The organism is Paenarthrobacter sp. CAP02 (assembly GCF_040137855.1).
Taxonomy (GTDB): domain Bacteria; phylum Actinomycetota; class Actinomycetes; order Actinomycetales; family Micrococcaceae; genus Arthrobacter.
The window spans coordinates 183,514-198,764 of record NZ_JBEEII010000005.1; the positions used below are offsets into that span (position 1 = coordinate 183,514).

A 15,251-nucleotide genomic window follows, 5' to 3' on the forward strand; every position below is an offset into this window, starting at 1 on the left:
CCAATCCAAAGGACCATGACAGTGCACGTGCTCATCGTCGAGGATGACGACGCCATGGCGTCGGCCTTGAGTGCAGCAGTTGCCTCGGCAGGGCACAAGCACACCCGGGTTTCCCGCGGGGAGGATGCGTTGCTGGCGCACAGGCAGCACGAGGTGATCCTGCTGGACCTGGGGCTCCCGGACATGGATGGTTTGGATGTGCTGCGTAAGCTGCGCCAGGTGAGCGCAGTTCCGATCCTCATCCTGACGGCCCGGGATGACGAGCGAAGCGTGGTCCTGGGTCTCCGTTCGGGTGCCGATGACTACCTGGTCAAACCCGTGAAGCTGGTCGAATTGCTGGCCAGGATCGAAGCTGTCACCCGGCGCACCAACCGCGGCGGACAGGAAGCTCCGCACGCAATCGTGCTCGGCGAACTCGAGGTCGACCTCGACCGCCGCGTGGCCGCCGTCGGCGAACGGAAGCTCGCCCTGACGGCAACCGAGTTCGACCTCCTCGGCCTCCTTGTCAGGAACGCGGGTTCGGTGGTGACGCGCGAGCAGATCCTGGACGCACTGTGGGGCGACGCGTTCGTCACGCATTCCAGATCCTTGGACGTTCACCTCACAGGCCTGAGGTCCAAGCTCCAGTTGCCCGGATTCATCATCAATGTCCGGGGCGTCGGCTACCGGGTAGAGCAACCGTGAAAGTCCGTGTTCTCAGCATCCTGAGCCTGCTGGTGGTAATCATCGTGGTGACGGTCTCCAGCGTGATCCTGACCTCGGCCAGCCGGGAGCTCACCCAGGAACTTCAGATCAACCGCGTCGCCGCGCTCAACCGTTTCGCGCAATTGGCCAACGACGCCGCCCAAGAAAAAGACACCACCCAGCTGCAGCGTGAAATGGACCGCTACTCCGAGCTCTACGGCGAAGGTATCCTGATCCGGCTCCAGGAAAGAACCGTCCGTTCCGGCGGACTCAGCGAAGACCGCGCCGACGTCCAGGATGCGCTGAACCGGGCGAGCCTCAACCTCAGCGATACCACGTTGAATCCCGTCCGCGCTTTCGGCTCCGGCGGAGACGTCATTTCCAGGTCCTTCGGTACGGCCAGCCAAGTGCTCGGCGAGGCCGTCCTGGAAGTCAATCTCGATGCCGCCCGGCAAAAGCTGCGGGAGCGCTGGCTCGTGGTCGGATTCGCGGCGGTTGCCTTCGGGGCCTTGCTCCTGCTCGCCGCAGCGCGGATCACCGGGTGGGTCCTGCGTCCGGTCAGTCGGCTCAGCAAGGCAGTCCACGAGCTCGAAACCACGGGCAAAACAAGCCAGCTCCCCGACGCCGGACCGCCCGAACTGCGCGAACTCAGCCGCTCCTTCACCGCAATGGCGGACACCGTCACGGAGCGTATGGAGTCCCAGCGCCGGCTGATCGCAGACACGTCCCATCAACTCCGAAACCCTGTCGGGGCGCTTCGGCTGCGGATCGATTTGCTGCAGCTGGAACTCAAAGGACAGTCCGAAAAGGCTGCGGCAGCCGGCGTCGTGGCGGAACTTGAGCGGGTGGAGGAAATGCTCGACGGCGTGCTGAAGCTGGCTACCGCTGAACATCGCGCCTTCGAGGGGACTACCCGCCACGGCCAACCCGCAGAGCACCAGCGCCAAGCCATCATCGATCCCTTCCCCATTCTGCAGGGAGAAGTGGAGCGCGCCGGGCCAGCCGCTCAACGGGCCGGATCCCGGCTGATGTTGGAGGGCCCCGCACATGGTAACCAGATCAGCTGCGACCCCGACGAACTTGCGCACATGGTGGGAGAACTCATTGCCAACGCCATCAAGTACGCCCCCGGGGCCACCATCACGGTGGGTACGCGGCAGGCGGCAGGAGGGACCGCCGTCGTAATTTCCGACGACGGCCCCGGCCTCCCGGCGGAGCAGCGTGCCGCTTCCACCACCAGGTTCTGGCGTGCGCCGCAGCACAGCACGATTCCCGGCAACGGACTGGGCATGACCATCGTGGACCGGCTGGCCCAAGCAAACGGCGGCCGGCTCGTCATCGAGCCTCGCGATCCCCAAGGGCTGACGGCCCGGCTCGAGTTCGCGACACCGGAGGACAGCCCGAATGCCTGAATCGAAGGTGATGCCCCGGCGGTCTGTGCTCAAAGCCGGACTGTCCGTTGGCGTGGCAGGCCTTTTCCTCCCCGCAACAGCGGCCTGCACCCCGGACGAACGCCCCCGGAAACTGACAGTGGCCGGCGGTGAAGCGGGCGGCTTCTACCTGGAGTTCGCCACTTTGCTCGCATCCTTGCTGCAAAAAGAAGGCGTGGCCGAAACCGCGGAACCTGTAGTTACCGGCGGGAGCCTGGAGAACATCAGGCGGGTGGTGGCCGGGGAGGCGACATTCGCCGTCGCGCTCGCGGACGCGGCCGCCCAGCAGTCGAGCCGCGGCGATCGGCCGCCCGAGCCTGCAGATCTCGTGGCTCTCGGCAAGGTCTACCAGAACTACGTCCACTGCATCGTGCGGAAGGACAGCGGCATCCGGAATTTCGCCGACCTCGCGGGCAAAACCGTGGGCGTGGGCGAGGTGGGGTCGGGGACATCCCTGACGGCTCCCAGAATCATCGCGGCGTCGAACCTGTCGTCCGCGAAAGCCGGTCCGCCACTCACGCAAGTGAACCTGGGGTTGAACCAGGGGCTCGCGGCGCTCCAGGCCCGGACCATCGATGCACTGTTCTGGTCCGGAGGCGTTCCCACCGCCGCGATCACCGCCACCGCCAAGGACGTGGGCCTGCGCCTGGTGGACCTGGCCGAGCTCATCAACGCAACGCGCTCGCAATTTGGACCGTTCTACGACCGCGTCCTTATACCCACGTACAGTTATGGTGACGCGCCCGCTGTGTGGACGGTCGGCGTCGCCAACCTCCTCCTCTGCCGCAGGGATCTCGCCGACAACATTGTTCGTCAGACCGTGGAACTGTTGGTGGAACAAGCCCAGGAGTTGGTTCCGAAGTCGAGCACCGGAGTGCAATTCCTCAGCCCGGAAACACTGGTTAACACCGCCGGCGTGCCCTTGCATCCCGCCGCGGAGGCCGCCTACCGGGCCCTGCACGGCTAGGCCCGTTTAGGAGCGGGACCGGAGCAACTGCCAAAATGGACACATGACATCTGCCGCTGCTCCCGCTATTGCACTAACCATCGCCGGTTCCGAAGCGACCGGTGGCGCCGGCGCCCAAGCGGACCTCAAGACCTTCCAGGAGCTCGGAGTGTTCGGGATCGCGAACCTCACGTGCATCGTTTCCTTCAACCCGCAGGACAACTGGAACCACCGCTTTGTCCCTGTGGACCAGCAGGTCATCGCGGACCAACTTGAAGCCACGACGGCGGCCTATGGTGCCGCTTCCGGCGCGCCTTCCGTTTTGGACACCGTGAAGATCGGCATGCTCGGCAGCCCGGCGACCATCAGCACGGTGGAAAAGGCGCTGACGGACGGCGCTTTCGCGAATGTGGTTTTGGATCCTGTTTTGATCTGCAAAGGCCAGGAGCCGGGCCACGCCCTGGACACCGACCAGGCGCTGAAGGCCCAGATCCTGCCGCTGGCTACTTTCGTCACGCCGAACCACTTCGAAGCCGAGTCCTTGTCCGGGCTCACGATTACCGACGAAGAATCCCTTAAGGCTGCTGCCATCCGCATTCACGAGATCAGCGGCGCGGCAGTCCTCGCCAAGGGCGGGGTGCGGCTGGAAGGCTCGGACGCCGTCGACGTCTATTACGACGGCGAGACGCTGGAAGTCCTGCGCGCTCCGAAGGTGGGCGATGTTGCTGTCTCAGGTGCGGGCTGCTCGCTGGCCGCGGCCGTAACCGCAGAGCTGGCGAAGGGTGCCACACCGCTGGAAGCCGCACGCACTGCCAAGGCCTTCGTGACCGAGGGTATCAAGAACCGAGTATCCTCGGGCGCTCCCTTTGACGCTCTGTGGCAGGGTGGGGCGCTGTCCTAACACCTATACGAAAGCAGCCGCCTCGGAGTGTTCCGAGGCGGCTGCTGCTTTTTGCGTGAGCTTTAGCGTGAGACCTTGCCCATGAGTGAGGCGATGGGACGCAGGAACAGTGGGCGGGCCAGGAACCAGGCCGCCGCCGTAAAGACGATGGAAGCCGCGAAGATTCCGAAGCCCCACCAGCTGTAATCGTTGTTGGACGCGTACATGTGGTTCAGGTTGTTCAGCGCGCCAGTGGCCAGCACCAGGGTTACGTGGACGATCACGAAGGCAACGAAGTAGATCATCACCGGGAAGTGGATCTTGCGGGCCAGCTCGATCGGGTAGTACTTGTTGATCGCAGCTTTCTTGGGCCATGCGCCGGACATCCGGATGCCGGTGATGATGGCGAGCGGGGCCGCAATGAACACCGTGACGAAGTAGGTCAGGAGCTGGAGGCTGTTGTAGTTGTTCCAGCCGTTTTCAACGGGCCAGTTCAGCGAGGCGTACTGCAGGCCGGCGGAGACGGCGTTGGGGAAGACGTCCCAACTGGTGGGGACGATCCTCAACCACTGGCCGGTGGCGAAGAGCAGCACGATGAAGATGATGCCGTTCAAGACCCACAGCGCGTCCAGCGTGAGGTGGAACCAGAGGTCCAGGCTGATTTTTGTCGGCGGGTTCTTGGTTTTGATGAAGCCCTTGTTGTTCCTGGTCCAGTAGCCCGCGGGCCGCGTGGTGGTGCGCACCTGCCAGCCCGACCGGATGATCAGGACGAGGAAGAACATGTTGAGGAAGTGCGTCCAGTTAAGCCAGGCAGGGAACCCGGTAGGAGTACCTTCAGGGATCGCCGAATGCCCGGGGTAGTCCGTCAGGAATTGCTGGACCGGCTGAAGGGTCCGGAGCCACTGTGCTACCAGGACCAGGATCAGCGCCACCACCAAAGCTCCTGCGGTGACGGCGACGGGTTTGAACCACCTGTTCGACGTGATCCCGGACGACTTGCTTGAAACGGACATCAGGCCGCGTTCCTCTCTGGCTTGTTTGGCTGCGACCAGTTGGCGCTATATAGCGATTCAACCAGTTGCAGCCCGACGGTGAAAACGGCACCCGGGTTTCGGGGCGTCCGACGTCAAAAATCGCAGCATTCGGATACATGCCGCAATGTGTATTTCTAGAACAGACTTCCAGAATTATTTCCCGTGTTTTAGTGGCCAGTCAAGGCTGGCTGCTGGCTATGTGGATTCTTTCGGCGATAGGATTCCAAAAAATAGCTGCTCGACACTCCGGTGTCCGTCCTGCCCGGGAAGGAGCCCTGCATGGTTCGCAAGACGTCCGACGTTGCCAGTAACGCGGGCTCGTGGCAATGGACCCGCACGGCGGCCACCCAGCGCAACTTGTTGGATGCCGCAGCCGGGGTCTTCATCGAACACGGCTTCACCGACGCTGGCATCACGGACATCGTGGCCCGGGCCGGATCAAGTGTGGGCAGCCTTTACCACCACTTCGGCGGAAAGACCGAGCTCTTCCTCGCCCTCTGGAACGACTACCAGAACGAACACGAACGACTCGTCGCAGCCGCCGTAGCGAAAGCAAGGAAGGCCGGCGAGGACGATCCCCTGACACTGTTCAACGTGGGCAGCCGCAGCTACTTCGACTACACGTGGAAGCACCGGGAACTGGAACGTGTGTTCATCGAGGGCGACACTCCCCCGGGCTTCGAAGTGCTCCGGCGGGAACGTGGACGGGAATGGGTCCGGCAGAACTCGGTGCTCCTCGGCACCAGCGATGACACGCTCGGCAGGCTGACCGTTGCGGTGATCACGGACATAATCACGGTGTCCGGACAGGAAGTTGCCCTGAGCGCCACCAAGCGTGAGGCCGACGCCGTGGTTGAAGCTGCGGCGGTGCTGGTGCAGCGACTGGTCGGCTAGCTCGCTCCAGCCGTTGATCTTCGTCGGTTTCTGTCGCCTGGATGACTAAACTGAGCCGAACTCCAGTGAGGGAGTGGTCGTTCCGAACTACGGGCGGCAAGTAGGCGGGAGGATGCCGTGTCCAGGGGTACTGCAATCGTCAACGCCAAGGTGTTCGACGGAACGACGCTTCGGGAATGGACGTCTATCCGGTTTGTTGATGGCCTGATCACTGAATGCTCGGCAGCGCCTGCGATCCGAGAGGGCGACGACGTGATCGACGCAGCAGGCGGAACTGTGCTGCCTGGACTGATTGACTCTCACGTTCACATCGCTCCCGGGGCATTGGCTCAATCATTGACTTTCGGCGTCACCACCGTTCTGGACATGTTCAGCAAACCCGAGCTGATAGCAGCATCCAAGCATGAGGCCGGTTCACGGCCAAACGTTGCCGATCTGCGTTCCTCGGGAATCGGCGCCACGGCACCAGGCGGACACCCCTCGCTGATGTACGCTCCCTTCCCAACGCTTAGTTCCGCTGATGAGGCAGAAAGTTTCGTTGCGGAACGTATGGCTGAGGGCGCGGACTACCTGAAGATATTTTCGGGGATCGGGGGCCTGTGGCCGTCGTTGAATGCGCAAACCATCACGGCATTGGTTGCTGCGGCGCGCAGCCGGGAACTGCTCGTCGTCGCTCATGCGAACTCGCTTGCCGGTGTTGAGGAGGTCGTCTCGGCTGGCATCGACGTGCTGGCACACGTTCCCGTCGACGGCGACCTGGACGGTGCGCTCATCGAACGAATAGCCAGGCAAGGAATCGCTGTCACTCCGACGCTGGCCACCATCGAGAACACCTTGGGCGAACCTGGGGGTCTGGCTGTAGCCGGAGATCCACGCCTGGCTGATGCGCTCGGTGATGAATGGCTGCGTCGGCTCAAAGCCGGACACGAGGTCACCACCGGCCGAATATTGCCGCCGTATTCGCGTGCCGTGGGGAACGTGAGGCGTCTCGCCGAGGCAGGAGTCGTTTTGCTGGCAGGAACGGACGCTCCGAATCCGGGCACCGTCTTCGGCGCAAGCCTGCATCGGGAGTTGGAACTGCTGGTTCAGTGCGGCCTGAGCCCCGCGCAAGCTCTGACTGCGGCGACCGCTGAACCGGCGCGCGTGTTCGGCCTTGGCGATCGGGGGCGGGTCGACGTCGGGCTGCGCGCGGACTTGATCCTCGTCTCCGACAACCCGCTGGCAGACATCACCGCAACCCGTTCCATTGAGCGAATCTGGCGCGGTGGAACACCCTGCGAGCGCAGAGCGTTCACCGCCAGTACTGTCGAAAGGGAACAACTCGCAGCCTTCGATGCCCAAGTCGCCAAGGCTGTTGCCGCAGTACGCGATAAAAGAACCCCGTACGCGGCGAAGCCGCGAACCTGAACTCAGGTTTGCTGCACATTCATGGCTATCCGGGCAGGACTCACAGGGCCGCGGTCACCAAATACGTGCGGAGATTGTTCGGCTGTCCGTCAGCACCCACGGCACCGGGCTTCGCGCTGAGGCGTCCGAAGTTTGCTTGTGGCTCACCCGGTTGAACCACAGAGGTGTTCTTCCAACCTCCACCTGAAAACAGCGTTTCCGGGGTATCTGTGCAGAAAGGCAGCGGCCGGCCAACGTTCTTGCGATGGGCTACGAGCGGCGCCATGCTTTCCGAGTCCAGCAGGCCGGTTCCAAAGGTATCCGCCACAAAGGTGGACCCCTGACAGGACAAGGCCGCGGTGTCTCGGACCAGAGACTCAACGTCCGGAAGAGTCAGATAAAAGAAGAGACCTTCGGCAACCCAGATCGTAGGGATGGACTGCTCGAAGCCCGCGTCCAATAAGGCCTGGATCCAAGGTCCGGAAAAGTCCGCGAAGACGCAACGTCGAGCACATCCGGGCGACACGGACTGTAGGACACTTTCCTTCTCCGCGAAAGCCTCGGCAAAGTCGACCTCAAACACGAAGCAGGAAGCAGGGAGGGGAAGACGGAAAGCCCTGGTGTCCAAGCCCGCGCCCAACAGGACAATTTGGGTTTCCTCCCTCACTGCGCCCAGAATGCGGTCGTCAAAATACCTTGTCCGGACTGGCAGGAACGGGTTGTAGGGTGAGGCGTTCAAAGCCGCTTTGCCGCTTTCGCCCGCCAGAAGCCCGGCCCAGGGGTCGTTGAAAAGCCGGTCCGGGCGGGCAGTTTCCAGCGCCCTCGCCGCTGCAATCCACGCCCCGGTTCTTACAGTGGACGCCCGCACCTGCGGGTCATGGGATGAGGCCATCCATCCACCCTACTGAAACTCCATTAACGGGCGGCGGCTTGGTCTTGAACCTCAGGATCATCAGATGAAGGAGCCGCCGTTTCAAGGCGGAGAGGTCCTCTTCTGGAGCGAGTAGGATTCGGGAGTGAGTTTCCAGGCACTCAAACACTTCACCGCATGCTCGTCGGCTTCGGATGATCCGCAGCCCATCATCCAGGCAGAAGAGCAGAACAGCGACTATGAATCTGGAGTCGTACTGTTTGGGAAAGAGTGGTGGCGGATCCGCACGGCTCGGATCACGCCGACGAAGCAGGGCGCCTTTGTCGCGGTCTGGAAGCGCGACGGAGGCGGATCGACCAGGCCATTTACAGCTGGCGAGTCATTGTCGGGACTGATGGTCTTCGTAGAAGAGCGGGGCCGGTTCGGGGTCTTCCGATTCTCACCCTCGTACCTGATCTCGCTTGGATACGTCACTTCCGAATTCCATCCAGGCAAGCGCGGCTTCCGCGTCTATCCCGCATGGTGCTCCGACCTGAATCCTCAAGCGTCCCGAACCCAGCGCGCGCAAGCCTCCGCGTTCGTAGAGCTTCCTCCACGCAGCGTGCCGTGGACCGAAACCGGGCGCACAGACTAGCTGGTCCCCGCCCGTCGAATCAAACGTGTGCGTAAGACCCCGCCGTTCCGTGGATCGCCGGCCGGGACGTGAGAGAGCGTCCACCCCAAGCGGGTGGGATGTGAAGGAGCGTTGGGGGTGAGCGTTGGGGGTTAGCGTTCGGAGTGCGCCGCCAGGAAGGAGTAAACCTCGGTTTCGTCAACGCCGGGGAACGCGCCGGGAGGCATGGCGGCCAACAGGTGGGAGTGTGCCCGGGCGGAAGGCCAGGCGTTTCCGGCCCACTCGTTCGCCAGTGACTCCGGGGGTCGTTTACAGCAATTCGGGTCCGGGCAATTGGAGGTTGCCCGTGCGGTGGTCTCCCGCCCACGGAACCACTTCACGTGCTGGTACGGGACGCCGATACTCAGCGAAAACTCGCCGGTCGCGGACCGTTCAGTGCGTGCCGTGCACCAGTAGGTGCCCGATGGAGTGTCCGTGTACTGGCTGTAGGCGCTGAACTTGTCGGGCACATCGAACACTGCCCGGGAGGTCCACGCCTTGCACGACGGCTGCCCTTCGATGGCCCCGGTGTGGTCCTGCGGGAAGTTCACCCCGTCGTTTTCGTAGGCCTTGTAGATGATGCCGGACTGGTGGGTCTTCTGGAAGTGCGTGGTGATACCGAGATGCTGGGTGGCCAGGTTGGTGAAGCGGTGGGCGGCAGTTTCGTAGGACACGGCGAAGGCATCCCGAATGTCTTCCACCGCAATTTCCTTCGCAGCCTTGGCTTTCTGAAGGAACTCCACGGTGGCGTGCTCGGGCAGCAGCAGCGCAGCGGCGAAATAGTTGGTCGCCACGCGCTGCGCCAGGAAATCCCCGTAGTTCCGCGGAGTTTCATGGCCCAGGACGTAGTGGCCCAAGGCCTGCAGCAGAACAGACCTGGGATCGTGGTCCTGCCGCTGGTTCTGCGTGAGATAAATTCTGCGGTTCTTCAAATCCGTCACGGAGCGCGTGGAATGGGGCAAATCGCCCACGTGGTGGAGGGTGAAACCGAGATTCTCGGCGATGTCGGCAATGACGTGCTGGCTCAGCGGACCGGTGGTGTAGCCGACCCCTTTGAGGACCTTCTGCGCTTCGGCCTCATACTCGGGGAAATAGTTGCCGCGCTCGCGCATCATGGCACGCAACTCGCCGTTCGCGCGGCGGGCTTCCTCCGGCGTCGCGGCTTGCTCGTTAAGCTTGCGTTCGAGCTCCTGAAGCAGCCCCACCTGCGCCTCGAGAACTTCCAGCGGAAGCCGCGAACTGATGCGGATTTTCGGGAGATTCAGGGACTCGTACAGGGGTCCGCGCTGATACCTTTCGAGCTCGATTTCGAGGGCGGCGCGGCGGCTGGGCGGCTCGGCCCCGAGCAGCTGATCGATGCTTACGTTGAGTGCGGCGGCCAACTGCTGCAGCAGCCCCAGTTTGGGCTCGCGCTTGCCGTTTTCGATCAGGCTCAGCTGGCTTGGAGCAGTCCCGACGGCGGCACTCAAGTCGTCCAGCGTCAGCCCGGCCTGCTTGCGCAGGTGCCGCACGCGGCGGCCAAGGCTGATGACGTCCAGTTCCGGGGACGCAGGGGACGACGACGGCGACACTACTTCGCGATTCCAGCTCACAGGCGACATTTCTTGAGATTACGCGAAGAAGTGCATTTCTTTCCATAGTTTTCCTCTAGAAAGCCTCTTGAAAGTGCAGAAAAGTAGGTCCTACGAAAAAGAAATACAGACCCCGGGCTACCCGGCCGATGCCGCAACGAAGCAGCAGAGGCCGGGCCGGGCACCACCTAGGAGACAGACAATGACCGCTTCATTTGAACCAGCAGAGCAGAGTGCAGAGCAGCAGGCCGCAGCGCTGGAACTTGAATGGTCCGCCAACCCGCGGTGGGAAGGCGTCACCCGTGATTACTCGGCCACCGACGTCGTCCGCCTCCGCGGCCGGGTCTCCGAAGAGCACACCCTGGCCCGCCGCGGCTCGGAGAAGCTCTGGAAGCAGCTCACCGAGGAAGCTCCCACGGGCGGATACACCAACGCTTTGGGCGCACTGACCGGCAACCAGGCTGTCCAGCAGGTCAAGGCCGGTCTCCGGGCCATCTACCTCTCCGGTTGGCAGGTGGCCGCGGATGCCAACCTCTCCGGCCAGACCTACCCGGACCAGTCGCTCTACCCGGCAAACTCGGTCCCGCAGGTTGTCCGCCGCATCAACAATGCCCTGCTCCGCGCCGACCAGATCGAATACTCCGAGGGCGTCAAGACCGTCGAGGACTGGCTCGTCCCGATCGTCGCCGACGCCGAAGCCGGCTTCGGTGGCCCGCTCAACGCCTACGAACTCATGAAATCCATGATCACCGCCGGCGCCTCGGGCGTTCACTGGGAAGACCAGCTGGCCTCGGAGAAGAAGTGTGGCCACCTCGGCGGCAAGGTCCTGATCCCCACGCAGCAGCACATCCGGACACTGAACGCAGCCCGCCTGGCAGCCGACGTCGCCGGTACGCCGACGGTGGTCATCGCCCGCACCGACGCCGAGGCAGCGACCCTGATTACCTCCGACGTTGATGAGCGCGACCAGGAATTCATCACCGGCGAACGCACTGCCGAGGGCTTCTACAAGGTCCGCAACGGCATCGAACCCTGCATCGCCCGTGCCAAGGCCTACGCCCCGTACTCCGACCTCATCTGGATGGAGACGGGCACCCCGGACCTGGAACTGGCCCGCAAGTTCGCCGAATCGGTCAAGGCCGAGTTCCCGGACCAGATGCTCTCTTACAACTGCTCTCCGTCCTTCAACTGGCGCAAGCACCTGGACGACACCACCATCGCCAAGTTCCAGCGCGAACTCGGTGCCATGGGCTTCACGTTCCAGTTCATCACGCTGGCCGGCTTCCACGCCCTGAACTACTCGATGTTCGACCTCGCCCACGGCTACGCCCGTGAAGGCATGAGCGCCTACGTCGAGCTCCAGGAAAAGGAATTCGCCTCCGAGTCACGCGGCTACACCGCCACCAAGCACCAGCGCGAAGTCGGCACCGGCTACTTCGACGACATCGCCACAGCGCTCAACCCGAACGCATCCACCCTCGCACTGGTCGGATCGACCGAAGAGGGCCAGTTCCACTAACCACTTCGCCCAAGGTGAGTTTCCGCTCATCGGAAGGCACGACGGCGGCACTCCCCCGGGTGACGCAGCGGCATGGAGGGGGAACCCGGAAGCGTGCGTAAAAGGGGCCCTGTCCCGGACGCCGGCCGAGCCCTGCGAGGCCAAGCGGCCGGGATGGGGAATAGCACGCGGAGGGTTTCCCCTCCAAGCACAACCGACTCAGGCGAGTGCCGCCGTCGAACATTTTCTTAGGAGTCTTGAAATGAACAGCTTCACCGACAACTTCACTATTAATGGCATTACGTTGACCGCGCAGCCCATTTCGCGGCAGAACGAGGTTTTGACGCCGGATGCGCTCGAGTTCGTCGGCAAGCTGCACCGGGCCACGGCTGATCGTCGCCAGGAGCTGATGCAGGCTCGGCACGCACGTCGTAACCAGATCTCGAGTGGCCAGGATCCGCGTTTCCTGCCGGAGACCGAGGGCATCCGCAATGACCCGTCGTGGCGGGTGGCTCCCCCGGCTCCGGGTCTGGAGGATCGCCGCGTGGAGATTACCGGTCCGGTGGACAAGAAGATGACCATCAATGCCCTGAACTCGGGGGCAAAGGTGTGGCTGGCGGACATGGAAGACTCGTCCACGCCGACGTGGCGCAACGTCATCCAGGGCCAGCTGAACCTGACCGATGCGCTGGAGCGCCGCATCGACTTCACCAGCCCCGAGGGCAAGGAATACAAGCTCAAGTCTGCCGAGGACCTGCCCACCATTGTTGTCCGTCCCCGCGGCTGGCACCTGCCGGAGAAGCACATGCTGATCGATGGCAAGCCGATCGCCGGCGGGATCGTTGACTTCGGCCTGTACTTCTTCCACAACGCCCGGCGCCTCCTGGCCCAGGGCAAGGGACCGTACTTCTACCTGCCGAAGATCGAGAACCACCTGGAAGCCCGGCTCTGGAACGACATCTTTGTGTTGGCACAGGACCTGCTCGGCATCCCGCAGGGCACCATCCGCGCCACTGTGCTGATCGAGACCATCACGGCCGCGTTCGAGATGGAGGAGATCCTTTACGAACTGCGCGACCACGCGAGCGGTTTGAACGCCGGCCGGTGGGACTACATTTTCTCGCTGATCAAGAATTTCCGTACCCGCGGGCCGCGCTTCGTGCTCCCGGACCGCGGCCAGGTCACCATGACCCAGCCGTTCATGCGGGCCTACACCGAGCAACTGGTCCGCGCTTGCCACCGGCGAGGTGCCATGGCAATTGGGGGCATGGCAGCCGCTGTCCCTAACCGCAAGGACGAGGCAGCCAACCAGGCATCGTTTGAAAAGGTTCGTGCCGACAAGACCCGCGAAGCCAACGACGGCTTTGACGGATCCTGGGTGGCCCACCCGGACCTGGTTCCGGTCTGCCGTGAAGTCTTCGACGAGGTGCTCGGGGACAAGCCAAACCAGCTGGGCAAGACCCGCGAGGACGTCACCCCTGATGACCGTGCACTGATCGACATCGCCAGCACGGAAGGCACCATCACCGAGGGCGGCGTGCGCCTGAACATCGAAGTAGGTATCCGCTACATCGAGTCCTGGCTGCGCGGTAACGGGGCCGTGGCTATCCACAACCTCATGGAGGACGCCGCCACCGCGGAGATCTCGCGCTCCCAGCTGTGGCAGTGGATCCACTCCCACGCGATCACCGACCACGGCGACATCATCACCCGCGAATGGGTGGAGGACATGCTGGACGAGGAATTCGCCCGGCTGGAACGCTTCGACGGTGACCGCTTCGCTGATGCCCGCGCCATCTTCGAGGAAGTCACCCTGGCAGAGGAGTTCCCCACCTTCCTGACCATCCCGGCGTACGCCCGTTTCCTCACCGAGGCCCGTGAAGAGGCCACGGCAGAGGAACTCGTCGCCGCCTAGGGAGGCACCACAAGCCCCGCGACACACGCCGCGGACACCACGCCCCGACGCTGGGCTGCCTGCACTCTTCGCAACAAGTGACCCCGATGGTCGGGGAGGCAGCCCAGCAACGGGGCTTCTCCATGTCCGAAGCGCACCCCACTTCGACGACTCGCTGCACGCAAGACGCTTCCTACCGTCTAATCCGCAGCAACCCATCGAAACGGGCAAGCCCGAGCTAGCGTTGCCGGGCCACCCAGCGCACGGACAAGGTGGTGCATATGCAGAACGCGAGCACGGAGCCGAGGATCACGAAAAGCGGGACGGTCCAGCCGCCGGAAACACTGTGCACGAAACCAACGATGGTGGGCGCCAGCGCCGCGAAGCAGTAGCCAACGCCCTGCACGACGGCGGACATCTTCCCGGCCGCTGCCTGGGAGTGTGCGAACTTGATGATGGCAATGAAGATCACCGTGATGCCACCGCCTTGCGCAATGCCTCCCATGGAGGACCACAGCCACCAGAACCCGGGAGCCAGCAACAGGCCCACGGGAACGGTCAGCCACAACGCACTCAAGGTGACCGCCACCGTTGTCGTACTGGCCAAGCGGGCCAGGAGCGGTACGCCCAGGCCGCCAACAATCGCTAAGATCTGGAAGAGCGAGGAACCGGCACCGGCTTCGGCGGCGCCCATGGCGAGCTCATCCGCGAGGAAGCTTGGCAGCCAGGCCGTGACTCCGTAGTAGGAGAAGGCCTGGCCAGCAAAACCGAGCGTCAGGCCAGCTGTCAGCCAGCCGACGCCGGCCACCTGGCCGGCCCCCGTTGCGGCAGGGACGGGAACAGCGGCAGGAACAAAAGCACGCCGCGCACCAACTGTGGGCACCCAGAACAGGATCGCGGCCAACGCCAGCAGTGCGCTGGCGGCAAGGGCCAGCCGCCAACCCACCAACTCCGCCAGAGGTGCTGTGGCTACGGATGTCAGGAACGAGCCGATGTTGAGCGCAGCCGTGTAGACCCCCATGGCGGTGTCCTGGCGGCGCGGTGCGAAGTCGCGCCTGATGATGAGCGGCACCGCGATATTGCCGATGGTGATGGCCAAACCAATGATGACCGTTCCGGCCATGACCAGGGCACCGCCGCCGCTGGAGCGGATCACCACACCGGCCAACACCCCAACCAGGGTGAGCATCACGGCGAATTCAGCTCCGAGGCGGCGTCCGGCCAACGAGGCCAAAGGGGACGCCAGGGAGAAACAGAGCACGGGAATTCCGGTCAGCAGCCCGAGTTCCACTGGCGAGAATCCGAGGTCCCGCCGCAGGGAATCCACCACTGGCGCCACGGCTACGAAAGGGCCGCGCATGTTCAGGGCAATGAGCCCAATGCACGCAAGGATCAGCCAGCCACGTGGGACTTTGGCGAGGAACTGACTCATTGGACGGACCGGGAGGGGGAGAAAATAGGCATCACTTTCATTGCTATCACGCCGCCGCAGGGCAGCCGGTCACAAACAA

General features: G+C 63.4%; 13 protein-coding genes. 9 read left to right on the forward strand and 4 right to left on the reverse strand.

What is annotated here, in order from left to right; translation table 11 throughout:
- Nucleotides 1–21: 21 nt before the first annotated feature.
- Genes ABHM97_RS10715 through ABHM97_RS10730 form a run of 4 tightly spaced genes read left to right on the forward strand, consistent with a single transcriptional unit; the run spans nucleotide 22 to nucleotide 3,961 of the window.
- Nucleotides 22–684, forward strand: a complete 663-nt coding sequence (locus ABHM97_RS10715; protein WP_349470767.1) for a response regulator transcription factor — start codon at nucleotides 22–24, stop codon at nucleotides 682–684.
- Nucleotides 681–2,096 carry a sensor histidine kinase gene (locus ABHM97_RS10720; protein ID WP_349470650.1) on the forward strand — a complete coding sequence of 472 codons (1,416 nt, stop codon included), beginning with the start codon at nucleotides 681–683 and terminating at the stop codon, nucleotides 2,094–2,096. The genes ABHM97_RS10715 and ABHM97_RS10720 overlap by 4 nt, the downstream gene beginning before the upstream one ends.
- A complete protein-coding gene (locus tag ABHM97_RS10725) occupies nucleotides 2,089–3,081 on the forward strand; it encodes a TAXI family TRAP transporter solute-binding subunit (RefSeq protein WP_349470651.1) in 993 nt (330 codons plus the stop codon). The genes ABHM97_RS10720 and ABHM97_RS10725 overlap by 8 nt, the downstream gene beginning before the upstream one ends.
- 43 nt (nucleotides 3,082–3,124) lie before the next feature.
- Complete coding sequence (locus ABHM97_RS10730) at nucleotides 3,125–3,961, forward strand: hydroxymethylpyrimidine/phosphomethylpyrimidine kinase (protein ID WP_349470652.1); 837 nt, start codon at nucleotides 3,125–3,127, stop codon at nucleotides 3,959–3,961.
- Nucleotides 3,962–4,023: 62 nt separating this feature from the next.
- Here the strand turns inward: ABHM97_RS10730 and ABHM97_RS10735 are convergent, their stop codons facing one another.
- Complete coding sequence (locus ABHM97_RS10735; protein ID WP_349470653.1) at nucleotides 4,024–4,953, reverse strand: cytochrome b/b6 domain-containing protein; 930 nt, start codon at nucleotides 4,951–4,953, stop codon at nucleotides 4,024–4,026.
- A 300-nt stretch (nucleotides 4,954–5,253) separates the two neighbouring features.
- Here ABHM97_RS10735 and ABHM97_RS10740 point away from each other — a divergent pair, with 300 nt between their 5' ends.
- Nucleotides 5,254–5,868, forward strand: coding sequence for a TetR/AcrR family transcriptional regulator (locus tag ABHM97_RS10740; protein ID WP_235519892.1), 615 nt, complete (start codon nucleotides 5,254–5,256; stop codon nucleotides 5,866–5,868).
- 117 nt (nucleotides 5,869–5,985) lie between these two features.
- Entirely contained in the window at nucleotides 5,986–7,275 is a 1,290-nt protein-coding gene (locus tag ABHM97_RS10745; protein WP_349470654.1) for an amidohydrolase family protein, read from the forward strand.
- Between the two features lie 40 nt (nucleotides 7,276–7,315).
- Here ABHM97_RS10745 and ABHM97_RS10750 read toward each other — a convergent pair whose 3' ends face one another.
- Nucleotides 7,316–8,146 (reverse strand): class I SAM-dependent methyltransferase, encoded by an 831-nt coding sequence (locus ABHM97_RS10750; protein ID WP_349470655.1) that lies wholly within the window; start codon nucleotides 8,144–8,146, stop codon nucleotides 7,316–7,318.
- A gap of 124 nt (nucleotides 8,147–8,270) precedes the next feature.
- Between ABHM97_RS10750 and ABHM97_RS10755 the strand changes: the two genes are divergently transcribed.
- Nucleotides 8,271–8,759, forward strand: a complete 489-nt coding sequence (locus ABHM97_RS10755) for a MepB family protein (RefSeq protein ID WP_349470656.1) — start codon at nucleotides 8,271–8,273, stop codon at nucleotides 8,757–8,759.
- Between the two features lie 131 nt (nucleotides 8,760–8,890).
- Here ABHM97_RS10755 and ABHM97_RS10760 read toward each other — a convergent pair whose 3' ends face one another.
- Nucleotides 8,891–10,378 carry a helix-turn-helix domain-containing protein gene (locus ABHM97_RS10760; protein ID WP_349470657.1) on the reverse strand — a complete coding sequence of 496 codons (1,488 nt, stop codon included), beginning with the start codon at nucleotides 10,376–10,378 and terminating at the stop codon, nucleotides 8,891–8,893.
- Between the two features lie 172 nt (nucleotides 10,379–10,550).
- Here ABHM97_RS10760 and aceA point away from each other — a divergent pair, with 172 nt between their 5' ends.
- Both aceA and aceB read left to right on the forward strand, forming a co-directional pair.
- Nucleotides 10,551–11,867, forward strand: coding sequence for an isocitrate lyase (gene aceA / locus ABHM97_RS10765; RefSeq protein WP_349470658.1), 1,317 nt, complete (start codon nucleotides 10,551–10,553; stop codon nucleotides 11,865–11,867).
- 241 nt (nucleotides 11,868–12,108) lie between these two features.
- Nucleotides 12,109–13,761 (forward strand): malate synthase A, encoded by a 1,653-nt coding sequence (gene aceB, locus ABHM97_RS10770; RefSeq protein WP_349470659.1) that lies wholly within the window; start codon nucleotides 12,109–12,111, stop codon nucleotides 13,759–13,761.
- Between the two features lie 217 nt (nucleotides 13,762–13,978).
- On the opposite strand, the gene ABHM97_RS10775 is transcribed toward aceB, so the two are convergent.
- On the reverse strand, nucleotides 13,979–15,172 hold the full coding sequence (locus ABHM97_RS10775; RefSeq protein ID WP_349470660.1) for an MFS transporter: 1,194 nt from the start codon (nucleotides 15,170–15,172) through the stop codon (nucleotides 13,979–13,981).
- Nucleotides 15,173–15,251: the final 79 nt, after the last annotated feature.

Bases quoted from the DNA above. Each gene is read 5' to 3' on its own strand.
- ABHM97_RS10725 (WP_349470651.1), top strand. From the start codon at position 2,089: ATGCCTGAATCGAAGGTGATGCCCCGGCGGTCTGTGCTCAAAGCCGGA.
- ABHM97_RS10730 (WP_349470652.1), top strand. From the start codon at position 3,125: ATGACATCTGCCGCTGCTCCCGCTATTGCACTAACCATCGCCGGTTCC.
- ABHM97_RS10735 (WP_349470653.1), bottom strand. From the start codon at position 4,953: ATGTCCGTTTCAAGCAAGTCGTCCGGGATCACGTCGAACAGGTGGTTC.
- ABHM97_RS10740 (WP_235519892.1), top strand. From the start codon at position 5,254: ATGGTTCGCAAGACGTCCGACGTTGCCAGTAACGCGGGCTCGTGGCAA.
- ABHM97_RS10750 (WP_349470655.1), bottom strand. From the start codon at position 8,146: ATGGCCTCATCCCATGACCCGCAGGTGCGGGCGTCCACTGTAAGAACC.
- ABHM97_RS10760 (WP_349470657.1), bottom strand. From the start codon at position 10,378: ATGTCGCCTGTGAGCTGGAATCGCGAAGTAGTGTCGCCGTCGTCGTCC.
- aceA (WP_349470658.1), top strand. From the start codon at position 10,551: ATGACCGCTTCATTTGAACCAGCAGAGCAGAGTGCAGAGCAGCAGGCC.
- aceB (WP_349470659.1), top strand. From the start codon at position 12,109: ATGAACAGCTTCACCGACAACTTCACTATTAATGGCATTACGTTGACC.
- ABHM97_RS10775 (WP_349470660.1), bottom strand. From the start codon at position 15,172: ATGAGTCAGTTCCTCGCCAAAGTCCCACGTGGCTGGCTGATCCTTGCG.